13 protein-coding genes are annotated in these 24,965 nt (G+C 57.1%); 3 read left to right on the top strand and 10 right to left on the bottom strand.

Annotation, left to right across the window (positions count from 1 at the left end; all coding sequences use genetic code 11):
- Nucleotides 1–386: 386 nt before the first annotated feature.
- From QEH57_RS02775 to QEH57_RS02730, 10 genes are all read right to left on the bottom strand, one after another.
- Nucleotides 387–3,563: a hypothetical protein gene (locus QEH57_RS02775; protein WP_309005149.1), complete on the bottom strand. Its 3,177-nt coding sequence runs from the start codon at nt 3,561–3,563 to the stop codon at nt 387–389.
- Between the two features lie 272 nt (nt 3,564–3,835).
- The gene (locus QEH57_RS02770) at nt 3,836–5,686 is read right to left on the bottom strand and encodes an arylsulfatase (RefSeq protein ID WP_309005148.1); all 1,851 of its coding nucleotides are present in this window, start codon (nt 5,684–5,686) and stop codon (nt 3,836–3,838) included.
- Nucleotides 5,687–5,693: 7 nt separating this feature from the next.
- Nucleotides 5,694–6,908, bottom strand: a complete 1,215-nt coding sequence (locus tag QEH57_RS02765; protein ID WP_309005147.1) for an acetylxylan esterase — start codon at nt 6,906–6,908, stop codon at nt 5,694–5,696.
- 5 nt (nt 6,909–6,913) lie between these two features.
- Nucleotides 6,914–8,743, bottom strand: coding sequence for an alpha-L-fucosidase (locus QEH57_RS02760; protein WP_309005146.1), 1,830 nt, complete (start codon nt 8,741–8,743; stop codon nt 6,914–6,916).
- A gap of 65 nt (nt 8,744–8,808) precedes the next feature.
- On the bottom strand, nt 8,809–10,263 hold the full coding sequence (locus tag QEH57_RS02755; RefSeq protein ID WP_309005145.1) for an alpha-L-fucosidase: 1,455 nt from the start codon (nt 10,261–10,263) through the stop codon (nt 8,809–8,811).
- Nucleotides 10,264–10,291: 28 nt separating this feature from the next.
- Nucleotides 10,292–11,809, bottom strand: coding sequence for an arylsulfatase (locus tag QEH57_RS02750; protein ID WP_309005144.1), 1,518 nt, complete (start codon nt 11,807–11,809; stop codon nt 10,292–10,294).
- 25 nt (nt 11,810–11,834) lie between these two features.
- Nucleotides 11,835–13,376, bottom strand: a complete 1,542-nt coding sequence (locus tag QEH57_RS02745; protein WP_309005143.1) for a PQQ-binding-like beta-propeller repeat protein — start codon at nt 13,374–13,376, stop codon at nt 11,835–11,837.
- Between the two features lie 171 nt (nt 13,377–13,547).
- Nucleotides 13,548–15,245 carry an alpha-L-fucosidase gene (locus QEH57_RS02740; RefSeq protein WP_309005142.1) on the bottom strand — a complete coding sequence of 566 codons (1,698 nt, stop codon included), beginning with the start codon at nt 15,243–15,245 and terminating at the stop codon, nt 13,548–13,550.
- 282 nt (nt 15,246–15,527) lie between these two features.
- Nucleotides 15,528–18,338: a TonB-dependent receptor gene (locus QEH57_RS02735; RefSeq protein WP_309005141.1), complete on the bottom strand. Its 2,811-nt coding sequence runs from the start codon at nt 18,336–18,338 to the stop codon at nt 15,528–15,530.
- Between the two features lie 323 nt (nt 18,339–18,661).
- Nucleotides 18,662–21,610: a TonB-dependent receptor gene (locus QEH57_RS02730; protein WP_309005140.1), complete on the bottom strand. Its 2,949-nt coding sequence runs from the start codon at nt 21,608–21,610 to the stop codon at nt 18,662–18,664.
- A 182-nt stretch (nt 21,611–21,792) separates the two neighbouring features.
- Between QEH57_RS02730 and QEH57_RS02725 the strand changes: the two genes are divergently transcribed.
- The 3 genes from QEH57_RS02725 (at nt 21,793) to QEH57_RS02715 (ending at nt 24,946) form a co-directional block, all read left to right on the top strand.
- Entirely contained in the window at nt 21,793–23,790 is a 1,998-nt protein-coding gene (locus QEH57_RS02725; RefSeq protein WP_309005139.1) for a histidine kinase, read from the top strand.
- The gene (locus QEH57_RS02720; protein ID WP_309005138.1) at nt 23,787–24,443 is read left to right on the top strand and encodes a response regulator transcription factor; all 657 of its coding nucleotides are present in this window, start codon (nt 23,787–23,789) and stop codon (nt 24,441–24,443) included. The genes QEH57_RS02725 and QEH57_RS02720 overlap by 4 nt, the downstream gene beginning before the upstream one ends.
- Nucleotides 24,444–24,511: 68 nt before the next feature.
- Nucleotides 24,512–24,946 (top strand): YchJ family metal-binding protein, encoded by a 435-nt coding sequence (locus QEH57_RS02715; protein WP_309005137.1) that lies wholly within the window; start codon nt 24,512–24,514, stop codon nt 24,944–24,946.
- The last annotated feature ends 19 nt before the right edge of the window (nt 24,947–24,965 follow it).

The following is a 24,965-nucleotide window of genomic DNA, read 5'->3' as shown; positions in this document are numbered from 1 at the left end:
GAAACGCGCTCTGGCAAGTACCCCTCTTTTCAGTAGCGAAAGCGAATCTCCTTCGCCGCCGCTAGGCAAGGATGGGCGTTTCCTACAAAAGGCCGTCCCGTTAGCAGCACTTGCGAGAGCAACCTCCAAAAGACGCAATTCCTAAGGAAAGGACAAAATCGAGTTCGGACTCGCTCCCGCAAAGTGCTGGTTTCGTTTCGATCATCTAACAGGGGGCATCCAAGGGGATGGAGTTCATGATCGAGAATTCCCTCGCATGCATATTACCAAAGTTCCGAGCCGGAAGTTACCCTCAATTTGAGTAGTAATCGCTGGATACAAAAAACCTGCCCCCAAAATCCGAGGGCAGGTTTGCAATTTAAAGATCCGAATTCGCGACTTGGCCCCTAGCGGAAGGAAACGGAGACGCTGTTCACCGACCACTTATTGGTCGTCGCCGAGGAATTGGTCAACAGCGAGAAGTCGGAAACAAGCTCCGTTCCGGCCACCGCCTCGAGATCGATTTCATCCGGATTCGTTCCCAAGGATCCCAACGCGTAGACATCTCCCGCGACGCTTACCGCGATATTATCCTTTCCTCCGCTTTGACCATTGGCGATCTCGACCGACTTAAAAGACAAGTCCAAGACATCGGCGCTCGTCAACGAGCCTCCATTGGCCTGGAAGTCGATCACGCGCAGATTGCCAACGCCATCGATCGCTTCTCCATCGCTTCCCCTGAAGATCGCATCGGCTCCTACGCCCCAACTTGTCGCAGAGGTAGAACCGCCGCTGCTGCCGCTCTTGATCGAAGTTCCCACTTGCGGAACGACGTCGAACGCAATCTTGAAAGTCGCGATCCCATCGTAAGCCGTAAGCGTATCGGAGACCAAGGTCGCAACTTCGTCCAGACCGTAGTCGGTATTTGGAGACGCAAATACATCCACATCCCTCAAGGCGGGCACAACAAACGCAACCAAGGTCACAGAGGCGCTGTTAACACCGTCGCTAACAGTGAGCACGACCTCGTTTCGGCCGTAGTTGGCCGCAGTCGGGACGCCGCTCAAGCGCCAAATGCCGGTGCTGAACGGCTCCAGACTCAACCAGTCCGGACCGCTCACCTTTTCCAAGACAAGGGAATCGCCCTCGAAGTCATGGAAGTCGATGCCTTGGATCAGGAAGGTCTCGATCGCGCCGGGCACTTCCAAATCTTCGAGCGTGATCCGATCGCTCGACCAGACAGGAAAACCGGGAGCTCCCGGTACGAAATCCAAGGGAGTCGCATCGACTTGCAGTTCGATCTCCCGCGATCCGGAGCGTTCGTTCTCGGCTCGCAGGGTAAAGGAGTACTGCTTCGAGCTGGAAGCAGTAGGAATCCCGCTCAAGATCCAGACGCCTTCTTCTGTAGTTGATTTTTCAAGACTGAGCCACGCTGGGAAGTTCTTCGCATCCTCAACTGAGAGGCTTTCGATCGGGCTCCCTTGCGGATCCCAGAAGTCGACTCCTTCGACGAGCTCATGATAGTAGGCTTGCCCCGCTCTCGCCACGGGAAGAACCGTGAAGACTCGCGACCAGTTCACTTCATCGGGAGACTGAACCTCCTGCAGGTGATCGTCCATCAGGGTCAACTGAGCCAAGGCCCAAGGACGGAGCAACAGCGCCCCTGGAGCCGTGCTGTCGTCCGCAACCAAGGGAGCGCCCCAAGAGATCGCGCCCCCGCCGATCATCGCCTCGCGGTTCCAGAGGAGAAACTCCTCATCGGTCAGCCCCGGGTTGTTGCCGGCGTTCCAGGCGGCCGTACTCATGGGCGGATCGAAGTGCCCTACGACCTTGTCGTCCCAAGTCCAGGTTTGCGGATCGATGCCGGAGTGCACGTTGCCGTTGGTCTCGGTGATCTTTTGGATATGGGCGTAGTTGCGATCGTAGAGGCCATTGTCATGACGCCCGATCGTCTTCCCTCCATTGTACGGGTGACCGAACATGTAGTCGTCGAAGCGAGTCGCTTCGGAGAATGGGTTCAGCTCCTCCGTATCGCGCTCCGGACTGTTGTTGAAGGATACGGCGGCGTTGGCGTTCCCCGCGCGACAAGCAAGGGCGAAGGCTTCGTAGAGGCGCTGATCCTCCACGTTCCCTTCGGTAGCGACATCGCCATTGGTATACATCGCACGTCCCGAATCGAACAGCCAACCATCGATTAGCTCGCCATACTGAATGGAATAAGCCCTCAGCACGAATTCCGCATAGCAAAACATGTACTTGCGCTCCGGATACATTTCGGTCCCGTCTGCGTTGTATGCGATTTCATACTGCCCCGTCTCCGCGTTCCACACGCCTCGGTGGTAAAGCTTGCTGTCGATAAAGGCCTGGGCCGCCGGATTGGTATCGCACCATTCCTTCCAACGCTCCGTGATTTCCGGGAACACTCCTGGATTCGAGCCAGAGCGGGCCAGCATATTGTAGCTGTTCACGTAAACTTGGTTTCTCATCCCCGCATCCCGCACGGCTTCCAGCTGCTTCAGGTACGGGTCGAAACCGATCTCCTCCCGCGGCACCACGAGGTTGATCGGCAATCCGTTTCCATCAAGGTCTCCCTCCCAGAAGCTTTCCAGCAAGGGATTCGGAGCCATATGGGCCGGCGAATAGACGGAAGATTCGTTCAGGTGAGTCTGGATGTAGTCGATCGTGCGCAGCCCGCGGATTTGCTCGAGAAAGTCATCGATGACCAAGCTCTCGCTCAACCCGTTCTGTCGACGCGTCGGCTTCCAATTCAAGCCCCACGAACCGCGAAGCCAGTTCGCTCGTTCGCCTAAGCCAAGAATAACCTGCTCCTCCGCAGGCATGACCGCGCTTATCGAAACCTTGTCGATACCGGTGCTGTCGCCCTCGGTTTCCGAAGTGGTACCGCCCCACCAGGAAAGGCGAAAGGTAGCCGAACCGCCCTTGCCCAAATCCTTGTCGGCAAGCTGGCTGAGGTCGACGGATACGTTTTCCCAACCGGCCCCGCCCACGACCTCGCCGCGCGCCACGGTCCCCAGCGTGAGATCTCCCGATTCGACCGACAAGGTCCAGAAGCGTTGGGCAGCGGGATTGTTGGCGGATACGCTGAAATCGAACGAACGCAGTTCCGTACGCGGCCCCTGAGCCGTTACCGTAAAATCGACGAAGAAGGTTTCGTTCGCTTCGTTCCGCAGATAGCTATCGCCAAACAGCCGCCGCAAGAAGCTGAAGAAGCTACGGCGTCCGTGGCTGCGCTCGTAGCGCCGGTCCACCTGAACGCCGGAGCCGGCGGTCGCTACGCCGTTAGCCCCCCAACGGAAGGTCGGCCTTTGGGCGGACGCGCCTTGCCAGGCGTCCCAAAGCAGAATGGTTCTGCTCGATTCCTGCATGCGGGTCCTCACCGAAGAGGTCCACCGCTCGAAGGCCGCGTTCTTCTCTTGCCAGTGGTCGAGAAAACTCAACCGAAGGTCTGCCAGAGGACTCGGATGAGTCGCGCCAGCCGAACCTGTACTTCCGAAGTGAGCCGCGTATCCGACGCTACACCAGAGCGTCATCGCAGCGCCCAACAAAACGCCTTTTCTATTCATATTACTTTTGGGGGACTAGGTTACCTATTGATGCATCCAACCCTGCCGACGAGTTCGACGGAACCGGGGTGGAAAAAGTGGGGTGAGGCATCGCCTTTCGCTCAGAGACATACCTCCAAGATACAGAGAGAATAACCTGTCGCTAAAATTCCACTACCGCTGAATTCAGTGGTAGGGCCAATTTTAGATGGACACAAAAAAACTGGCAGCGCCGACCTGAGGTCTTCGCTGCCAGTTGACCATTATACTGACTGACTTACAAAAGTTAGCGGCTACTCGATGGCCTTCAGCTTCTTCTTGTTGATTTGAGGCGGCACGCGACCGTAGCTCGGATCGTAAACTGGGATTCCCATTCCCGCTGGCGTTTGCCAACCGCGCTTCGGCTTATGGGTCACGTAGGCATAGTACGGCGTCGCGGTGAGTTCCGGACTGATAAAAGTCGGGGCCAGCTTGGTAATGCCCTTCTCCAACCGCACCCGGAACGTTACTTCCTTAGCGCCTTCCGGGATGTCCTTCGTTTCATCGATATCGCCGATACGCAGGCGAGCTTGCTGGTAATTGTAAGCCTTGCCGTAGGTGCCGTCGTTGATCGCCTTGTCGGTTTCGACCGGCCAGCGTCGTAGTGAAATTTCGTATACACCAGCCCGTTCTACTTCGATCGCCCAGTGCGAAACTTCCGCGACGTCGCCGTTCTTGATGTGATCCTGGTTCCATGGCGGCAGCATATCGATCAGCCAGTCGTGCGAGGAAAGCGAAACGATGGGAGAATGGTCCGACCCGATCACCATGTAACTGGTCAGGTCGTGCTCGCGGGAAACGTCATTCCAAAAAACGTCGTACTCGGCCCGTAGGCGTTCGACCAACTCTGGATACTGAGGCGCCAGATCGGTCGTCTGCTTGGGGTCGTTTAGAATGTTGTACAGCTCCGTTCCGTTCACCAAGCGCCACTTGTCGGTCATGACCGCGCTCTTGCGCCACTTGATCGGGTCCACCACGCGCTGGCTCTCGACGATCAACGAACGGTCCGGCCAGTTTTCTCCGTCCGTGTAAAGCAGGTCCCTGATGTCGCTGCCGTCGAAGTCGATATCGGGCGCTTCCAAGTCGCAAAGCTCGATAAAGGTGGGCAGGACGTCGATGTGGGCAGTCAAGTTCTTGATGGTCTTGCCAGCTTCGATCTTGCCGTTTGGCCAACGGATGATGAAGGGAACGCGATGGCCGCCGTCGTATTCCGAATTCTTTTGGCCGCGCATGTTTCCGTCGTAGCCGCGGTCGCCTTCCAGGCCCGCAGCGGTTCCGTTGTCCGTCATGAATACGAGGATGGTATTGTCCGCGATGCCTTCCTTCTCCAGCATGTCCATCAGCTTGGCCATGTTGTCGTCGATATTGGTCACCATGCCGTAGAACTCGGGATGGGAAACGCGAGGATCGCCTTCGTAAGGATCGCTGTATTCGGTCGGGCAATACAAGGGCTTGTGCGGAGCATTGGGGGCGATGTAGGCAAGGAATGGCTTATCCTTGTTTTCCTTGATGAACTTCATTCCCTCTTCGAACCAGACATCGGTGCAGAAGCCTTCGATGCGCTTGAGTTCGCCGTTCACGACATAGGTGTCGTCGAAGTAGTCGTTGCCCCAGTAGTCGGGAGCCTGCCCCACGCCGCCGGCCTGGTGGTAGACGGTGTGCTGGAATCCGCGATCCTCGGGACGGTAGGGATAACAGTCGCCGAGGTGCCACTTGCCGAACATGCCGGTAGCGTACCCATTTTGACCGAAGATCTCGGGCATGGTTACCTCGCGGCGACGCAGCATGCTGCGGCCTTGCACGGTGTGCCAGACCCCGACGCGGTTCGAATAACGTCCGGTCATCAACGCGGCACGAGTGGGAGCGCAGGTGGGGTCGACGTGGAAGTTGTCGAGCAAGGTACCTTCCGAACGCAGCCGGTCGATGTTAGGCGTCTTGATGGCAGGGTTTCCGGTGAAGCCGAGATCGCCGTAGCCTTGGTCGTCGGTGATGACGATGATGACGTTTGGTTTCTCGCTCTGCCGCGGGGCCGCTTGCGTAATCGCAAGGCCCGTCGCGCAGGCCAGCAGGACAGGTAGTATAAATTTCAATACCGTTCTCTTCATAGTCGTTCTAGTTTTCTAAGTTTCGGAAATTGGAGCTGGCTGTGAGCTCGCCGGAGTTAAGGTTGACGAAGCATCCCGTAGCGCCCTTCGGCACTCGAGCGCTCACGACCCACTTACCGTCGCGTCGCTGCAATTCAGCGGCCGACTCTTCCCAGTGGCGGTCCCCCGGGTAGCCGCGGTCCTTGGTCCAAATCAACACGGCTCGGTCGAGCGCTTTGGACGAGTCGAAGACCACTTCCCAATCTTGCCCCTCCACCTGCTCGCCCACTTGCATGCACCAGGGCTTGCCGGAGCTTACCACGCTCTTGGCGAAGGCGTAGCTGTCGGGAGGATTGTAAGACGCGGAGGTGCTGTGCTTCATACCCGGCAGCAGGGACACCATGTAGGGCCCCGCCATGGCCTGGTAGCTCGCCGCCTGGCTATCGAGCGGGAAATGCTTGTCGTTCGGCCAGGAGAACCAGAGCGTCGGCATCTTGGCCCGCGGCAGGTAGTGCAACGGATCCCAGACTTCGCGATAAAATTCATTGTCGCCCAAAGCCTGGCCCCAGTGGTTGTCCACATCGGCCATCATCCCGCAGCCGTAGGTGGGAATTGCGAAGGCAAAACGATCGTCGATGCCCATCACCGTACTGGTGATGACGCCGCCCCAGGAAACGCCCATCACGCCGATCCGGTCCGCATCGACTTCCGGCAAGGAACGCAGCAAGGAGTTGGCCAGAACCGTATCCGCAACCGCGTGGTACATCCATTGGTCCTGCAAGGGCTTGTCGACGTCCTTGTAGTGCCCGCGGCGCCACGGTCCCGCCCAGGCGTGCTTTTCCCATTTGCGGTTTTCGTCGCGCCGCTCGACCTGGCCTTCGTGAGCGAAGGCGACCGCCGCGAATCCGTGATCGTTCCACTTCTTGACCCACTCACGAAAGGCGGTACCGCCGCCGCCGTGGACCAGAACGATTCCCGGAACCTTGCCCGAGCGTCCTTGCGGAATACCGAGCCAAGCGAAGACCTTGCTCGGCTTTCCTTCGTAGTCCAAGGTATCGATAAAGATCGGGGAAATGCCCTCCGAGGTCTCGAATCCCTCCGCCGGCATCGTGGCGGGCGCTTGCCTTAGCTCCCCTAAAGCCAGCACCCTTTCCCGCAGCTCGGCTGCATCTTCAAGGGAAAAAGCGCCTTGGGCAAAGCAGAGCGAAACGAGGAATCGCAGCACGAAACAAGTGGCTTTCATGACAACTACTTAAGGATGACTTTGAGCGCATAGCCGTTGGGACCGATCTCAATTCCACTGAGATCGACTTCCAAGGCCTTGTCCGACTGCTTCCACTTCAGCTCGCGCTCGCTACCCAGCAAACGGACGCTCGTGACCTTGCCCGCTTCCGCGCCCAAAGATTGGATACGGGCCTTGTCGCCCGGGTCGGCCAGGCTCATGGCGTAGACTGCGTCTCCCTTGGCGCTGAACCAGAATTCCTTGCCATTGGACACGGGCTGCTTGCCGCGCCCCCGCACCGAAGGCTGAACGTTCTCGTTGAACTTCGTCCAACGGCGGGTGCCAAAAATCGCCTCGGAATTAGTCTTCACCCATTTGCCCATTTCGCGAAATCCATCCACGCAGGGCTCCGGTACCTTGCCCGATTCCTCCGGGCCAATATTAAGCAGGTAGTTTCCGCCCTTGGATACGATATCGACAAACTTGCGCAGCAGCTCGTTCGAACTGTGCCAATCATGGTCGTGCGCCTTGAATCCCCAGGAGTGGTTTGCGGTGCCGCAGGTTTCGAAGTGCTTCGCCGCCAACTCGCTCTCGGTCGGAGTCTTGTTATCGCCCGCGTCCACGTAATCTCCGAAATTGTATCCAATTCTTCGATTCACCACGATATTCGGGTTCAGGTCGTAAACCATCTTGTAGAAGCGGAAGGATTGCTCCTCGGTGATGAGCCCGTCCCCATCGAACCAGATCAAGCGAAGGTCCGGCAGGAGCTTGATGAGCTCGGCCACTTGCGGGTAGGCCTTCTCCTCGAGATAGGCGGCATGGGAATTCGGGCTCGGATCCCACAGGTTCTTCCCGTTGGGGCGCGTATAGACGCCGTAGACGTCGTTGCGGGCCTTGACGTTCGCGTAGTTTCCGTCGCCGCCGTCCATCCAATCGTTGCCGTGGGAATAGTAGACCCCGAAGTCGATCCCTTTCGCCCGGCAGGCGTCGTAGAGTTCCTTGATCAGGTCTCCGTCGTAGGCGGTATGGTCGGCGATATCGAAATCTGAATACGCTGAATCGAACAGGGCGAAGCCATCGTGATGCTTCGAGGTGATGACCATGTAGCGCATGCCGGTTTCCTTGGCCAGGCTTGCGAAGTTCTCGGCGAAGGAGGAGTCGGGATTGAAGCGCTTGGCGTACTCGCGGTACTCCTCGCGGGAAATGTTGAAGGTAAACATCAACCATTCCGCTACTCTCGGACCGGAGATGGGCGAATCTTCGATCTTCACCCCTTTCCAGCTTCCAGCCGCCATCGAGTAGGCGCCCCAGTGGATGAACATGCCGAAGCGAGCGTTCTTGTACCACTCCATGGCTGCCACCTTGGGCGCCGACTGGTGCATCTCGAGCCAGGGCTCGTAGTACTTTTCGGAAGCGATGTAGATGCGGCTCTTGACGTAGCCCTCCGGTACCAAGCGCACTTGGCGAACCTGCAAGTCCGTATCCAGCGTAAGGGTATGCCTACCCGCCTTCTCGATCTTGGCCGGAGTCACGAAGCCCGAAACCAGGCCGTCCTCAATGATATAGGACTTTTCCAAGCCACCCTTCAGCGACACGCCGTCGATCGAAACCGCCGCCAGCTGCTTCTCGTAAGCCTGCTCCAGCGGGAGCACCAACTCGACCACGTAGTTGCCTGGATGGGACAAGTCGAAACTCCACTGGCGTTTGCCTTTGGCAACCGAGGCCTCGTCGACAGGCATCAGTACGCAGCTATCGGGCCGCTGTTCGATCGGAGACTTGTTCGCGCTCGCCTCGGCTAGGCCAAGGAACAGAGCGAGAAGGACCGCAAGAGAGCTAGGGATACTTCTAAACATCATGGGGATACACATTGGGTTTCCGTCATTATGGACCAAAGAAACGCGGGCGAATACCCTCTATTTGATCAATTTTTCTCTTCGATGGGCTTTTTTAGGGTCACCTTCACCACCGTGGCCCGCTCGTCGAGCGGCTTGCCTGGCAAAGAGAGGGATAGGGTCTGGCCCGACTGGGAGAACTTCACCTTCTTGCCGTTGGCCAGTAAGGAGGCGGACTTGACCGACTCCGTGAGCCCGCCCAACGCGAGGCTGCCGGACTCGGGCCAATCGAAAACGTGCAAGTAGAGCGTCTTGCGGTCCTTGCTCGCGGAAAGGTCGCCCCACTCCGGGCGATCCGCCAAGGGATTGCGCACGCAGCCGTAGATCGCCTCCCCGTTTTCCTCCAACCATTCGCCCATGGAGCGATAGATGCGCACGGCCTCCGGGTCCAGCTTCCCGTTGCCCATCGGCCCATTGTTGATCAAGGCGTTTCCGCCGGCGCAGACCGTATTTATGAAACGGTGCAGCATCTCCTCCTCCGAGTGGTAGTAGTGCTTGCCCTTGGTCTTGTATCCAAAGGAGGAGCTCACGCTGTCGGGCGACTCGACGTAGAGCGGGAGCTTCTTGGTCGGAACCTCCTTGTCGCCGATCGAAACGTAGTCGTAGTACGGCAAGTACTGGGCCTCGATCTTGCCCTTTCCCTTGTGGATGATGCGCGAGTTGATCAAGCAATCCGGCCGGTACTTGCGCACCATGTCGCTGAAGAGCTTCACCCGTTCCATGTTCATGCCGGCAGGCGTGTCGAACCAGATCAGATCGATCTCGTAATTCTTCATCAGCTCCTCGACCTGAGGCAGGCTCTTCTTGAAGATGTAGGCATCCATATCCGGCTCGTAGTCCTTCGGCAGGTCGGGATGCACGTCCCAGCGAAACTTCTCCTTGCTGGGAATGATGAGCGGCGCATCCGGCTCGTCCCAATCCTGGGCCTGCGAATAGTAGACGCCGAACTTGAGGCCGTGGCGATGGCAGGCTTCGCTGAGCTCCTTGATAAGGTCGCGCTTAAAAGGCGTGTAGTCGGCGATGTTGTAGTCGCTGACGTCCGAGTCGAAGAGAGCGAATCCGTCGTGGTGCTTGGACGTGATCACCACATAACGGATACCGCATTCCTTGAAGGTCTTCGCCCACTCCTCCGCGTCGAACTCGGAGGGATTGAACTGGGAGGCGATCTCTCGATACTCCGTCGCAGGAATCTTTCCGGAGATCTGTATCCACTCGCCGTAGCGGTGCTCCGAACCGCGTCCCTTGTATTCACCTTCCAAGGTCGAATAGACGCCAAAGTGGATGAAGGCTCCGAACTTCGCGTCGCGAAACCACTTCTCCTGGCGGGCGATGGAATCTGGAGTCTGGCGCAAGCTGTCGTCGAATCGGTATTCGAAGCTGCGATCGTCCACTGGCTCGTCGGGCGGCTCTTCCGCTGTCGTATTCGCAAAACAATTCAAGGCGCTCGCCGAAAAGGCCAGCAAGGGTAGTAAGCTTGTCTTCATAGGTTATCGGTATCGTTTCGTTAACAGGTTATAGTTCCTCGGGGGCCCACTCCGGTATCCCTCGCGTCTTCAGTTGCTCGTAGTATCGAATCGCCAGCGGCTGGTCCTCGGGCGAGACCTTGGGCAAACCTTCGTTCACCATCATAGGCACCACTGACGCCCACCACTGGTCGTAGGCCCTCCTGAGCTCCGCCACCACTTCCGGGTACTGGGCCGACACGTCGTTCTCTTCAGACGGATCCTTCGAAATGTCGAAAAGCATCTGGTTGTTCACGAAGCGCCAGCGATCCGTCCGCACCGCAACCTTCTTAAACTTCGCATCCTCGATCCCACCGGGATTCCAGCGGCCGCAATGCACGAACAGCTTCCGATCCGGCCAGTCCGCCTCGGTGTCCTCCAGCAGCGGCAGCAAGGAACGGCCGTCCAGCTCCTGCATCTTTGCAGGAAGCTTGGCTCCGGCCAGCTCGCAGAAGGTGCGATACAAGTCGATGTGGGCAGCCAGGGCATCGATATCGACGCCTTCCCCCAATACGCCTTGCCAGCGCCAAAAGGCCGGCACGTGCGTCCCGCCCTCGAAAGGCGAGTTTTTGCCGCCGCTCAAGTTCGCGTTGAAGTGCGTGATCCGCTCTCCATTCAACTCCCCCTTCAGGTGGGTGGCTCCATTGTCCGTCATGAAGATGACCAAGGTATCCTCCAGGGCTCCCCACGCTTCCAGCTTCCCTATCAGGCGCCCAAAGTTGTCGTCGATGTTCTCGACCATGCCATAGCGTCCCGCCGTACCGTCGTCGTAACCGAGCTCCAGGAAGCGCTTCTTGTAGGACTCCGGAGCGATCAGCGGACCGTGCGGAGCATTGAGGGAAATATAGGCGAAATAAGGCTGGCTCGCTTCGCGCTGCCGCTTGATCCAAGCCAGCCCGGACTGGAAGAAGAGGTCAGTGCAAAATCCCTTAGTCTCCACGATGGTATCGTTGTGCAGCAGGATGTTGTCGAAGTAGGGATTCTCTTCGTTCGGCGGAAAGTCCCCGTAGCGGGTCTGCCCGATTCCTCCCGCCCCGTGGATGAGCACCTCGTCAAAACCGCGGGCGCCGGGGAGGTACTCCTCCTCGTCCCCCAGGTGCCACTTGCCAAAAATCCCGGTCGCGTAGCCGGCCGACTGCAAGGCCTGCGGAAAGGTAAACGTATCCAACGCCATGCGCTCGCGCTGGAAGATAGTATGGGTCACGCCATTCTTAAAAGGAACGCGACCGCTCATCATGGCCGCTCGCGTCGGGGCGCAGGTCGGGCTCACGTGGAAGTCCGTAAAGCGCGTCGACTGCTCGTAGAAGCGGTCGATATGCGGCGTGCGGACGACCTGGTTTCCCATGCAGGATAGGTCGCCCATCCCTTGGTCATCGGTCATCACCAAAACGATATTCGGCCGGCGTCCGACCAGCTCTTCCGCTGCCGCGCCAGAACCGCAAGCGAGCCCGATGGATACCAACGCCAGGACCAACGTCCGAGGGGCTAAGCGTTTCGAAACGCGTTTATAAACGCTAAACATTTTCATGACATTTTCTCCTCTATAAACGTATTCATTCTATACAGACAACTTCCTTCAAGGTACGCGCGTACAAGCGGCCACTCGCGTAGCTCAGGGAGCTGAGGCTCCATGTCTCGCCGGCTGGCCCTAGGTCGTTGATCGCGACAATCGCGTTCGCGTTAAAGTTAGGCGCCTGGGTATCGATCACGTAGACCGTTCCCGACATCATGGGAAAATACAGGTATCGCCCCACCAGGATCGGACTGGCGGCCGAAACGTGTCCCCAACCGGTTCCCCGCGATCGCTGGTCCGAGAGCAATTCGATGCCACGGGAGTTTCGAGGCACGGAAGGAATAGCCTGCCGCAAATCCCAGATGAGCTGGCGGCTTCCGTCCGCTTCCACCGATAGCTGATACGGCAGGTCCAAATACTCGACCCGCTCGTTCCTTAGATCCACGCGACCAATCGCATTCGTCTCGTGGGCGAGGAAGTAATGCCAATCCCCCACCACGATATTGGTCGCATAAGTGTTCAAGCGCGGCTTCTTGCCCTCGAGGTCGACTCCCGCCTGAAAGACCCAATCGCCTGCCTCCGCATCGTAGCGCCATCGATCCACTTCGCGCCGCAAGGATCGCTGCGAACGCAGCCTCCCTGTCTCCGTATCCAAAATAACATGATCTTCGCCCGCGAAGGCGTAAACGCCCTGCTCATCCCAAACGTTTACCATCATCGGATTCACATCCTGGATCTCAGTCGACCACAAAGGCTCCCCTTCCCGCCCACGCGATAAGCTGCTCAAGCTCAAGCCGTAAGGCGTTTCCAAAGCGTGGTGGGGCCCTCCCCGAGCGTGCAGGACCGCCCATTCTCCGTTCGCGAGCCTGCCGACGCTGGGACAGTTATGCACCACCGTCCCCGTCGATTCGGTCCAAAGCAATTCACCCGAATACGCATCGTAGCCATGCACGTAGGTCCAAACCGAACGCGCATTCACGTCCTCCGGCACCGGCTGGTGGCGCTGCAGCTTCCGGGCTGCCTCCTTGTCTCTCACTTCGACCACCAGCAGCTGGCCGTTCAAGAGTATCGGCTCCGCTTGCCGGTTGGTATGACGATTGCGAGGAACGTATTCACGATTCCATACGCGCTTGCCCTCCCAATCGTAGCAAGCCATCGAGCCGCTGCGGTTGAAGAACCACACGTAACGTCCATCCGTAACTGGAGCAAATACGCTGGCGTCGCTAAAGATCCCCGCTACCCCTACCGCGACGGACCCCGGCAATTCCGCCGTCCACAAAACCGACCCGTCCTTCGCGTCCAGGCAATAGGCCAACAAATCCGTACTGCTCGCCGCTTCCGCCGCCGACTCCAAGGGCTTGTAACTCGTCAAAAACAGGCGATCTCCCCAAACCGTTACCGAACTCTGACCACCTTCCGGCAAGGTGGAGCGCCACTTGATATTTCGATCCTCAACCACGCTCCATTCCGTAGCCGCCGTGCCCGCCACCTTCCAGCCGAAGTTCGGGCCCGCAGCTTGCGGCCAATTCTCCCCCGCAAGCGCGGCACTCGCCAAAATACCCTGAGCACAAAGCGCTGCCACGACGATTCCCCTTCGCAACCCAACAACCGCTCCCCTCCTGCGCGGCAACGCCTCCCGAAAACGCTCTTCAAGCGTAGCCGGCAGCCAAGGGAACAGCTTCTGCAAGGAAGCTATCCTTGTATTGCTTTGTTCGGTACAGGTCATCAAATCACTCGCAACAGCGGGAATGCCCTACATCGCAGGGGCGATGCGAATGGACTTCAAGCTCGCCGAATCCAGATTCCCCTCAAGGCAGGAAACGGCAACTTGATACCGACCCGCTTCCGGAAAATTGAGCCAGCCAATCGGAAACTCCTGATAGTTGTGCGATGAGTTCTGCTGATTCTGGATACGCTCGCCGCCTACGACTTCCACGCCCCAAACCAATCGACCCTCGCCCGCGTAGCTCAGGCTTACGCTATAGTCTCCGGGACGCAAAACCTCGACCTCCCAGACAACCTTTCCTTCCGACGTCCACTGGCGAGCGGGATAGACGCAGATCCATTCGCCAAACTTCTCCATCCAGCGATGCTTGACGATCTTAGCGCCAGTCGCCGTCGCGAACTCCGCCAAAATCTCGGTACCTTGGCTCGGATCAATACCAAAGGTTTGATCCACCTCCGGCGTATCCACTAACTCGATCTCGATCACCGAAGCCAATTCTTCGGGAGGGCGAGCCGGCAGGTCCAGCACCGTCCAACCTTTCTTGCGCTTGAAGCCGAGCGTTTCGCTCTCTTTCCCCATCAGCAAACGGGCAGACTCGATCTCCGTTTTCAATCCCGGAACGTAAAGCCTGCCGTTTTGCGGCCAATCGAAGACCGACAAGAACAGGCGATTGCCTTTCACCGTAACGTCCCCCCAGGGCAAGGCGTGCCCCCAAGGCGAGGAATCAGTGCCGTAAACCACTTGCGGATAGCGACGAATCCACTCGCCAGCTCGCCTCAGGGAGCGGGCAGCCCTCTCCGGCACCACCCCTTTGGCGTCAGGGCCTACGTTCAACATGTATGTGCCGCCGCGCCCGACGCAGGCTACCAGGCGATTCAAGATCTTAGCGGGCGACTTCCAGTTCTCGTCGTACCAGGCATAGGCCCAGGAATCGTTGGTCGTATCCACGCTTTCCCACATGCCTTCCACATTGTGGTGCGGTACTTCCATATCGCCCAAGGTACGGTAGTCTCCGAGGTCGTGGCCCGCACGTCCGGAAACGAGGGCCCGAGGCTGGTTCTTGCGCACAACGTCAACCAGCTGCTGCACATAGGACTTCTTCATGCCGCCGGGAGTATCGAACCAGATCAGTTCGATCGGACCATAGAGCGTGGTCAACTCCTCCACCTGCGGAAGACACTTTTTATAGAAATAGTCATCGAAGGAAGCAGGCTTTCCGTTCGCGTCGAACTCAGGCCCCTTGCGGCCGCCCGGAAAGGTCCAGTCCTGACTATGGGAATAGTAGAAGCCGAACCCCAAGCCCGCCTCGCGACAAGCCTCCGAGAGCTCCATCATCGGATCCTTCCCCCAGGGCGTGGCATCCACGATATTAAAATCGTCCACCGCCGTATCGTACATGGCGAACCCGTCGTGATGCTTCGCAGTGATCACGATGTACTTCATCCCGGCTTCCTTAGCCAAGGCAGCGATGGCCCGAGCGTCGAAATCGACCGGATTGAAAGTCCCAGCCAGTTCCTTGTACTCGTCGACCGGGATACCGGCCATTTTCGGGTCCATTATCCATTCGCCGATTCCGTAGTAAGTCTTCCCGTCGACCTTGTTCGCCAACTGGGAATAGAGCCCCCAGTGGATGAACATCGCATAGTTCCCTTCATCGAAGAGTTCGCCCCGCTCGGCATTCTCTGCCCTGAGCTTAACGGTAGTCTCACCCCAAAGGGCATCCATCTCCTGCTCTTTCTTCGCTTGGAGCGAACACACACAAACAATCACTCCAAGACCAATAGCATATAAATAGTTTTTCATATAAACGTATTACTAACCCAAACAAAATCGAGCGAACTCACGCGCTTCGCATTCCACACAAAAAATCAAAGTGCAAATACTCTCAATCGTTCACATACTTAATCAGTCAGCCCTTTCTTTATTTTCATTTTCTACAACAAGGTCTCCGAAGCGGTTTTCTGCCACCTCGGAGACCACTCCAATTAAACTTATACTATATTCTAATCAAAACTCTACATCGAGACCGAGCTTGGCGCTGCGCGGAGCGCTAATGCGGTACGTCACGCCATCCAAGGTAGTAGCATTCACCGTGGTATAGCGGAAATTGAGATCATCGAATGGATTCGTTACATTAAGACTTACGTTCCACTTCAAATCTTGCCAGTGAAAACCGTACCGAGCGAAGGTCGTCATCTCGTAGTAATCGTCCACGAAGATATCATCCCCCTCTGCTGTCCGGTTGATGTTATTCTTTCCGCGATACTTCACGCCACCCCCGAAAGCGAAGCCCTTCAGGGCGCCGTCTCGGAAGGTATACTTCGTCAATACGCTACCGTTCATTTTCTGCACGCGGGTGTTCGACAAACCATCGGTAGAGCGGCGATTGGCGATGATCGTATTGATGCCATCGATAACGCCTTGCACGTAATCCGGAGTGGTAGGATCGGCATCCTCGGCAGCGAGCGCCAACCAACGCGTGGTTTCCTGGGCCAAGTACTCATCCATGGCAAAGCCGTAGGAGTCGGTATTCGACGTCTCAGGGAACGCCAGATTCGCGGTCAAGGTCCAGGATTTCGTTGGGTTGCCAGTCACGTAAATTTCGTATCCCGTGGAGGTAGTGGTCGCAGTGTCGCTCCGTTGGCCCAGTTCTCCCAATCCCAGTCGCTCGTGAATGAGGCCAACTCGATTGATGATATTGTTCACGTTGATCGGATTGTTCTCCTGCAAGGAATCGTAGGTTCCAATCGATCCGGAAAGCTTCCTGCCTAGGCGGAAGCGGAGCCCAAACTCAGTGGATTCGCCAATGGGAGGCGCCACCGTTTCACCGAGGAAGCTCAGCTGGCGCTTGTCTCCGAAAACGAAGGACTTGCTATAGTTACCGTAAAGAGAAACGGAATCGGTCAAATGGTAGACGGCTCCGTAGGATGGCGAGTCGATGGTGTCTGCATCGTTGTCGCTCAATTCGCTGCGCAAGTATTCCTTGGTAACCGGATCCGCGATGTATGTATTATAAGCGTCTACGTTGAACTTGTCCCTGCGAATACCAACCGTCGTCTTCAACTTGCCCTTTTCACCCCAAGATCCGGAGGTGAAGAGCATCATGGAAGTGAGCTCGTCCACGGTGTGGGCTTGCCCCGCTCCATTGCCGGCGTTCACGAACTCCAGCACGGAATCGCCGATCGTGTAGGTCTCGCCATCGCGGTACTGGGTGAACTGGTCGAGCGGATCCGTCAAGTAATGGCGGAAACGGGGGCGATTGGCCGCTACCGACTGGTCTGGATTGCTGCCATTTATAATCGTCAACGACTTACGGTATTGGCCGCTGCGCGACTCGCGATAGCTCACGTTGCCACCGATATCGAGCTCGAACCAATCTCCCGCCAAGCGATAGATCGCGAGAGCGCGGTATTCGTCGCTCTGCACGTAGTCCTGCCTCACTCCGGGAGTGGCGGAGATGAACGGCTTCAAGAAGTTGGGATTCACGTTCGAACCATCGATCAAATAGCCATCCGGCAAGGTCTGGCTGAGGTCGTAGTTGATGATATTAGGGTTGCCGTCCTGCGAATGCCATTTCCGGTCCTCGTCCTGGTGGTTGTAAGCAACCTCCATGAAGAACTTGTCCGAAAACTTCTTTTCGAGAAACAGCGAATAGGTTTCGTGCTCTCCTACCACCGAACCTGCCATCAACAGGTTGCCATAGTCCCAGTCCGGAAAGACCAAGGCCGATTGAAACTTGTCCGCCGGGTCCGTTACCAAAGTAGCGGGTTCGGTAAGGCTTGCCTCTTCGTATACCGTACCGGAGGTCAGGCCCACGTCGACGAAAGGCTTCAGGAAGGAGTTGCTGCCAGCGGAAATCAGCTTTCCACCCCAGCTTACGGCCCCTGCATCTGGACGATTAACGTCGATATAAGGAGCGGCGTTGGTTCCCTCGAGCGCTACGCCCGCTGCTGCGTTAGCCGCGTTTTTCTGGGCGTTGGTTCCGGTCGTGGCAGCCGCTAGCGTGTAGTGGTCCCAATTGTTGGTGCTATCGCGAATGGCCGTTTTCGGGGAAATGGTTTCGGAATACCCTTTCTCGCCTTCGAAGCGAACGGTGAATCCATCCATAACCTTCCAAGTACCCGCCAGGGCGAATCCGTCCTTAGTGCTGTTGCCGTAGTCGCGCCAAGTATCGATATCTTGATAGAACGCGTTGAACCGGAGGGCTAGCTTGTCCTCCAGCAAAACGCGATTGATATCGATGGCCGCGCGACCGCCGCCTTCCGAAGCGAAAGAAGTAGAAACCTTGTTCAGATCGGAGAAAATGGCTTGCTTGGTCGTTATATTATTAAGCCCAGCCAAGCTCGAGGCGCCGAACAGCAAGGCGTTCGGACCCCGCGAGGTATCGATACGTCCAACGTTGAACTTGTCGGAATTGATCGACCACTTGAAGAAATTTCTCGCTGCCGTGGACTGAATCCCTCGGATATCGATCGTTAGGTTTCGTCGCTCACCGTCGGCGATACCTGTCGCGTCGCTACTGGTGCTATCTCCTACGTCGGAAGCGGTGGAATTCACCGACCAATCCATGGCTTCCTGCATGTCGAAGGCGCCAAGGTCCTCCATCATCTCCGCCGTCATCACAGAAATGTTTGCCGGAATATCCGAAAGGTTCTGCGAGAAACGAGAACCTGAGAGCGACTGCGTGGTTACGTAACCGGAATCGCCCGATCCATCCACCACAAAGGGACTGAGCTCGAATACATCTTCCCCCTCGGCTTGGTCAACTTGCGCATCTAGGGCAAAAGGAAGGAGGCCAAACAAAGCAAAGGAAGGCATAGAGAGTCGGAAAGTCCGACAAGCATGGGAATAGCACGTATACGTTTTCATTATTAGGGTTGTAGTTTAAGCATGAACCGACCAGCCGCGCCTGCGACCGCCCGTGCTCTAGTTCATCGCCAATCTAGGGTACGACGCCTGAACCGCCTTAAGTTTACCAGATAATCCAGTCATTTAACACCCCTATTTTGTGTGGTAACTAGCGAACTCCCTCGGAATCCACCGGCGTTCCTGCCAGCAAACGAACCGCTCAAACAAAGCAAAAAGCTACCGATACGCTTTCGCGCATCGGTAGCCGGTAAAGAACCAAGATGCTTCCCAGGCTAGAAGTCTACGCCGACGCCCAACTTCGCGCTTCTAGGCGAACTGATGTTATAAGTAATACCGTCCAGAGTCGTGGCATTAACCGTCTTATATTCGAAGTTCAAGTCGTTGAACGGGTTGTCAATATTGAGGCTAACGTTCCACTTGAGGTCCTTCCACTTGAAGCCGTACTTCGCGAATACCTTATAAGTGAGGTAGTCGTCCGATACGATCTCGTCGCCTTCAGCCGTACGGTTAAGCACTCTTTCGCCGTTATAGCGGACGCCAGCGCCCAAGGACAATCCCTTCAGCGAACCTTCGCGGAAGCTGTAGCGAGTAAGGAAGTTTCCGTTGATCTTAGACAAGCGCGTCGCGCCGAGACCGTCGTTTACGCGACGATTTTCGATGATATTGAGGATATTCGTCCAACGAGTGGTGATGGCATCGATAGCCTCCACGTCCACGCCAGACCCTTCGCTGGTATCGATATTTGCAATGTCGTCCGGAGATGTGATTCCAGCAGCAGTCGCGGCATCGACGCCCGCTGCTTCAAGCCAAGTAGCCGGTACCGTAGATAGGTATTCGTCCATGGCGAAACCATAGGAATTCGTATTCATTCGCTCAGGGAACGAAACGCTACCTGTCAAGGTCCAGGACTTGGTCGGATTACCCGTCAAACGAAACTCGTAACCTTCCGAAGCGGTAGTTGCCGTGTCACTACGCTGTCCCAGTTCGTCCCAACCGAGGGCGTCGTGAATGAAACCGATTTGATTAACGATATTGTTTACGTTGATCGGATTGTTCTCCTGCTGCGAATCATAGGTATTAAGCGATCCGGACAGCTTACGTCCAAAGCGGAAACGTACGCCGTACTCCGTGGATTCGCCGATCGGGGGCGCTACCGTTTCACCTAGGAAGCTAAGCTGACGCTTGTTTCCGAATACGAACGACTTGCTGTAGTTTCCGTAGACAGAGAGCCAATCAGTGAGATGGTAGACGGCGCCATAGGAGGGCGAATCGATCGTATCGGCATCCGTATCGCTCAATTCACTACGAAGGTACTCCTTGGTAACAGGATCCGTGATATAGTTATTGAAGGCTTCCACGTCGAACTTGTCGCGGCGAATGCCAATCGTAGTTTTCAGCTTTCCTTCATGGCCCCAAGAGCCGGAGGTGAAGAGCATCATAGAAGTCAGCTGATCCTGCGTGTGAGCTTGCCCGCCACCTGTGCCAGCATTGACGTATTCGAGAGTCGAACCGCCGATCGTGTAGGTTTCTCCATCGCGGTACTGGGTGAATCCATCGGTCGGATCGGACAGGTAGTGACGGAAGCGCGGCTTATTCTCCGAGGCAGAAAGGTCAGGATTGTCGCCATCGACAATAGTAAGCGCCCGGCGGTATTGTCCGCTTTGGGACGAGCGATAGCTAACGTTGCCGCCTACATCGAGCTCCAACCATTCCCACTTCATGCGGTAGATTCCGAGCGCACGGAACTCGTCGCTCTGCACGTAATCCTCGCGCACCCCAGGCATGGCCGTAATATAGGGCTTCAAAAAGTTTGGATTATCGCTCGAACCATCGATCGTATAACCGTCCGGCAAAGTTGGGCTCAGATCGTAATAGATCTGGTTCGGTCCACCGTCTTGCGAATGCCACTTGCGGTTTTCGTCCTGGTGGTTGTACGCAACCTCAACGAAGAAGTTATCGGAAAACTTCTTCTCTAGATAGACGGAATACGTTTCGTGCTCACCTACGACGGAACCAGCCATCAATAGATTACCGTAGTCCCAATCAGGAAGCAGCAGGGCGGATTGAAAAGAATCCGCAGGATCATCCACCAGTGTCGTCTGTTCGGTTAGATCCATGGGGACATATTCCGTCCCCGAAGTAAGTCCCACATCTACGAACGGCTTCAGGAAGGCTCCGTCGCCCCTTGATATAACTTGGCCAGCCCAGCTTACGGCGCCCGCGTCCAAGTTGTTGATATCGATGATCGGTGCATAATTGGCAGCGATTGCAGCTACGCCCGCCGCAGCGTTCGCAGCGTTCGCGGCGCGTCGGTTCGCAGCCGTATTGGGATTCGCAACCGCAACTTCGAGCGTGCTGTGGTCCCAACCGTTCGTGTTGTCGCGAATCGCGGATTTCGGAGCCACGTTTTCCGTAGTGCCCTTCTCTCCTTCGAAACGAACGGTGAAGGTATCGTTCACCTTCCAAGTACCGGCCAGCGCGAAACCGTCCTTCTTGGAGTTTCCGTAATCTCGCCAGGAATCCATATCATGGTAGAAGGTATTGAAACGAAGGGCCAGCTTGTCATCGATCAACACTTTATTGACGTCGAGAGCAGCGCGCCCGCCTCCGGTAGAGGAAAAGGAAGTAGAGACCTTGTTTACTTCCTTAAAGATGGCTTGCTTCGTGGTAATGTTATTCAAGCCCGCCAAGCTGGAAGCTCCGAAGAGCAAGGCGTTCGGTCCGCGCGAAGTATCGATACGGCCGACGTTATAGCCATCGGAATTGATCGACCACTTGAAGAAGTTCCGCGCCGTAGTCGACTGGATGCCGCGAATGTTAATGGTCAAGTTCCGTCGCTCCAAGTCCGTGATGCCGGTAGCATCCGAACTGGTCGTCTCCCCTACCCCAGATACTTCGGAATTGACCGACCAAGCCATGGCGTCCTGCACATCGTAGGCGCCCAAGTCCTCCATCATTTCAGCGGTAATGACCGAAATATTGGCGGGAATGTCGTTAAGATTCTGGGAGAACCGCGAACCTGACAAAGACTGGTTTGTTACGTAGCCGGAATCCTCCGATCCGTCGACCACGAAGGGGCTCAATTCGAACACCTCCTCCGAGGCTTCATTGGCGTCATCCTGCGCCATCAGGGCAGATGATCCCAGTCCGACGCAGGTCAGGCTGGCAAGGAATCGTCTGACATAACGACTCTTGGGGTTATCGTGTGTAATCGCTTTCATAGTTTGTATAGGTAGGGTACGTTATTAGGGGTTGACTGGGGTTAGCCAAAGGTCGTCTCTCGACCGAGAGAACCAAGAACAGCCTACAAGACACTCGAAATAGCGAATACCGCCATTTTTAGGGGTGCCCTAAAAAACCATTCCGTACGACAATAACCAGAACCCCAGCTCCTCGACCCTCAGTGCCATTCCCCTTCTTCAAATACAGTACCGTTTGCTGCTGCCTCCTTCTGGCCATAGCCTGCGCCATCACGCTCGGCCGGGATGGCCATGCCCAGCAGCAGTCGCAGTCCCTCAGCCAGTTGGAGGAGCTGTCGGGAAGCGAACTCGAAGCGCGCCTGGCCGAGATCAACTTCCAGCTGGCCAACCTGGCCAGCTTCAGCCTACGCGGCGGCACCGGCGCCATCGGCTACCGCTCCTATTGGAGGAGCCCCACCGAATGGGTGGAGATCAAACTGGAGCGCAGCTACCCGCTCGACGAGATTGTCCTCGTCCCCTGCCTTTGGCGCCACCCGGAAAAAGGCTTCCTCGCCGACGCCTTTCCGCGGAAGCTGAGAGTCATCGCCGGGAACGGCCCGGACGACCCAGGCAGCGAAATCGCGAGCTTCGAGCAACCCGCCGGAGCCTCCCAGGGAATCGACCCGCTGGTGCTCCACCTCCCTCCCACCGAGGCGAACTGGATTCGTATCGAAGCCCTCGAGCTCTCGGAACGTAACTTCGACGGGCTCAAGGTCCTGCAGCTGGCCGAGGTCATGGTTTTCAGCGGCGAAGAAAACGTCGCCCTCCACCGCCCCGTAACCTGCTCCTCCACCGACCGCCGCGGCGTAGCGGGAGTCTGGCACGAGCGCTTCCTGGTGGACGGCTTCCTGCCCTACCTCATGGACGCTTCCCAAGGCACCCGCAGCAACGCCTTCATCGCCTTCGCCGACGGCGACTCCCACATCACCTTGGACCTAGGAGAGCCCCAGCTCATATCCCGCTTCCGCCTGCACGCCGTCGACCAGAGCGACACCGTTCCCCAGGCCTATCCGGGCGACCTGGGGATTCCCGACAGGATCCGCTTCGAGGGGGCCCTGCGCGCAGACTTTTCCGACGCAAGCCTGCTCCTCGACTACCGAAAAGGGGGCATGCTCGAAACGGGCCCCACCATTATCCAACAGTTCCCCGCCACCCTCTGCCGCTACGTTCGCCTCATCCCCCTGCCCCCATCCCTCGAGGACTTCGCGCCCATCAGGATCGGATTCTCGGAGATCGAAATCCTTTCCGAGGGAAAAAACGTCGCCCTCAACGCTCCCGTATCCAGCTACGGGCTGCGGTCCGGACACCGCTCCCCCTCCGCCCTCACGGACGGCAACAACCTCTACGGCGAGATCCTCAGCATGCGGGACTGGATGAACCAGCTCGCCCAACGCGGCACCCTCGAACGCGAACTCCCCATCGTGCAAGCCGCCCTGACCCGGCACTACGAACGGCAAAAGAAGCTGCTGGCCCGCATGTTCCAGCTCGTGCTGGTCCTCGTCGTGCTCATCGCCTTCGTCATCCTCATCGACCGGCACCTCCGCCTCCAAAAGGTCAGCCAGATCCGCGAACGGATCGCCGCCGACCTGCACGACGAGCTAGGGGCGAACATCCACACCATCGGTCTCATCAGCGATATCGCGAAGAACTCGCTCGACTCCCGAAGCGAGACGGAAGCCCTGCTCGACGAGATCCGCGCCTACTCCGAAAAAAGCGGCGAAGCCGCCCGCTACTGCACCAATATCCTCGAAGCCCGCGGCGTCTGCGAAAACCTGGTGGAAGAGATGTCCCAATTCGCGAACCGAAGCCTCGCCGACCTCGAGCACGAATTCCACGTCGAAGGCGAGGACATCATCAAAGACCTTCCTACCCATACCCGCATCGACCTGTTGCTTTTCTACAAGGAATGCCTCACCAACATCCTGCGCCACTCGGGAGCATCCAAGGTCAAGACTCGGCTCTTGGCGGATCCCAAGGCCATCAGCATGATCGTCAGCGACAACGGAATCGGCCTCGAAGCATCCAACCAAGAGGAAACGCCTAAGTCCCTCAAGCGGCGGGCCAAGCTGCTCAAGGCGTCCATCAAATCGGAACGCTCCGTAACCGGCGGCACCCGCGTCACCCTAATTCTAAAAACCCGAAAATTCAGATTTTTCAAATGAGCAACAAATACAACATAATGCTGGTCGAAGACCACGTCGGCTACCGCACCACCCTTATCCGAGCCCTCAAGTGCTCCATAGACATCGGCTGTATCCACGAATTCAGCACAGCGGAAGTCGCCCTCCGCAAGCTGGAGCAAATGGGGGCCGAAGAAACGCCCGACATCCTCCTGCTCGACCTGAACCTCCCCGGCATGACCGGTATCGAGTCCATCTCCTGGTTCAACAAATACTCCGAAAAGCTCAAGATCATCATCCTCACCCAATCCATGGTGGAAGAAGATATCCTGGCCGCCATGTCGGCCGGAGCCTCCGGTTACCTGCTCAAGTCCTCCACCGTTACCCAGATCTCGGAGGCGATCCAGTCCGTGCTTGACGGCGGCGCCTCCATCGATCCGAAAATGGCGAAATTCATCCTCAAGCAGATCGAACTCAACTCCAGCAAGAAGCCCGCCCTCAAAAAGACCCTCTCCGATCGCGAACTGGAGATCCTCCAGCTGCTCGCCCAGGGCAAGGTGCGGAAGGAAATCTCCCAGGAGCTCGACATCACCATCAACACCGTCGCCTACCACGTGGACCACATCTACGAAAAGCTGGAAGTCGTCAACGCGCCCGCCGCAGTCGCCAAAGGCTTCCGCTCCGGACTCCTTTAGGCCTCGCCTAAACTCTTCGCTCTGCGGACTGGCAATTCGATCGCCGCTCGCTACCATGCCGTCCCTTCATGAATAAGTCCGATACACCACGACCGCCCACCGCGCGAGAAGCCTCCCTCTGCCCCTGCAAGAGCGAGCTCAACTACAATATTTGCTGCCAACCCTTCCACAACGGAAAAGCCAAACCTCAAACCGCGGAACAACTGATGCGCTCGCGCTACAGCGCCTACTTCTTCCGCAAGCCCGACTACCTCTACGAGACCACCCATCCGGACACGCGCGACGCCAACCTCAAGAAAGAGCTCTACGACACCATCAACGACGTCAACTGGAGCTTCCTCACCATCGTCAACACCACCCGCGGCGGCAAGGACGACAAGACCGGCAAGGTGGAGTTCATCGCCGAATACTTCGCCAACGGCGAACCTTACGAGCTGCACGAGCTCTCCCGCTTCAAACGCCATAAGGGCGCCTGGAAGTACCTCGACGGCAAATCGGGCTAACGAGCCGCCCCCCCGCGAC

The organism is Pelagicoccus sp. SDUM812005, from assembly GCF_031127875.1.
In the GTDB taxonomy this organism is placed as follows: domain Bacteria; phylum Verrucomicrobiota; class Verrucomicrobiia; order Opitutales; family Opitutaceae; genus Pelagicoccus.
The sequence above is the reverse complement of the archived record's forward strand: the minus strand, read 5'-3'. Positions and strand labels throughout refer to the sequence as shown.

Excerpts from the sequence above, each read along its gene's own strand:
- QEH57_RS02730 (WP_309005140.1), bottom strand. The coding sequence starts at position 21,610 with ATGAAAGCGATTACACACGATAACCCCAAGAGTCGTTATGTCAGACGA.
- QEH57_RS02770 (WP_309005148.1), bottom strand. The coding sequence starts at position 5,686 with ATGAAGAGAACGGTATTGAAATTTATACTACCTGTCCTGCTGGCCTGC.
- QEH57_RS02720 (WP_309005138.1), top strand. The coding sequence starts at position 23,787 with ATGAGCAACAAATACAACATAATGCTGGTCGAAGACCACGTCGGCTAC.
- QEH57_RS02735 (WP_309005141.1), bottom strand. The coding sequence starts at position 18,338 with ATGCCTTCCTTTGCTTTGTTTGGCCTCCTTCCTTTTGCCCTAGATGCG.
- QEH57_RS02715 (WP_309005137.1), top strand. The coding sequence starts at position 24,512 with ATGAATAAGTCCGATACACCACGACCGCCCACCGCGCGAGAAGCCTCC.
- QEH57_RS02765 (WP_309005147.1), bottom strand. The coding sequence starts at position 6,908 with ATGAAAGCCACTTGTTTCGTGCTGCGATTCCTCGTTTCGCTCTGCTTT.
- QEH57_RS02750 (WP_309005144.1), bottom strand. The coding sequence starts at position 11,809 with ATGAAAATGTTTAGCGTTTATAAACGCGTTTCGAAACGCTTAGCCCCT.
- QEH57_RS02740 (WP_309005142.1), bottom strand. The coding sequence starts at position 15,245 with ATGGATGCCCTTTGGGGTGAGACTACCGTTAAGCTCAGGGCAGAGAAT.
- QEH57_RS02755 (WP_309005145.1), bottom strand. The coding sequence starts at position 10,263 with ATGAAGACAAGCTTACTACCCTTGCTGGCCTTTTCGGCGAGCGCCTTG.
- QEH57_RS02775 (WP_309005149.1), bottom strand. The coding sequence starts at position 3,563 with ATGAATAGAAAAGGCGTTTTGTTGGGCGCTGCGATGACGCTCTGGTGT.
- QEH57_RS02760 (WP_309005146.1), bottom strand. The coding sequence starts at position 8,743 with ATGATGTTTAGAAGTATCCCTAGCTCTCTTGCGGTCCTTCTCGCTCTG.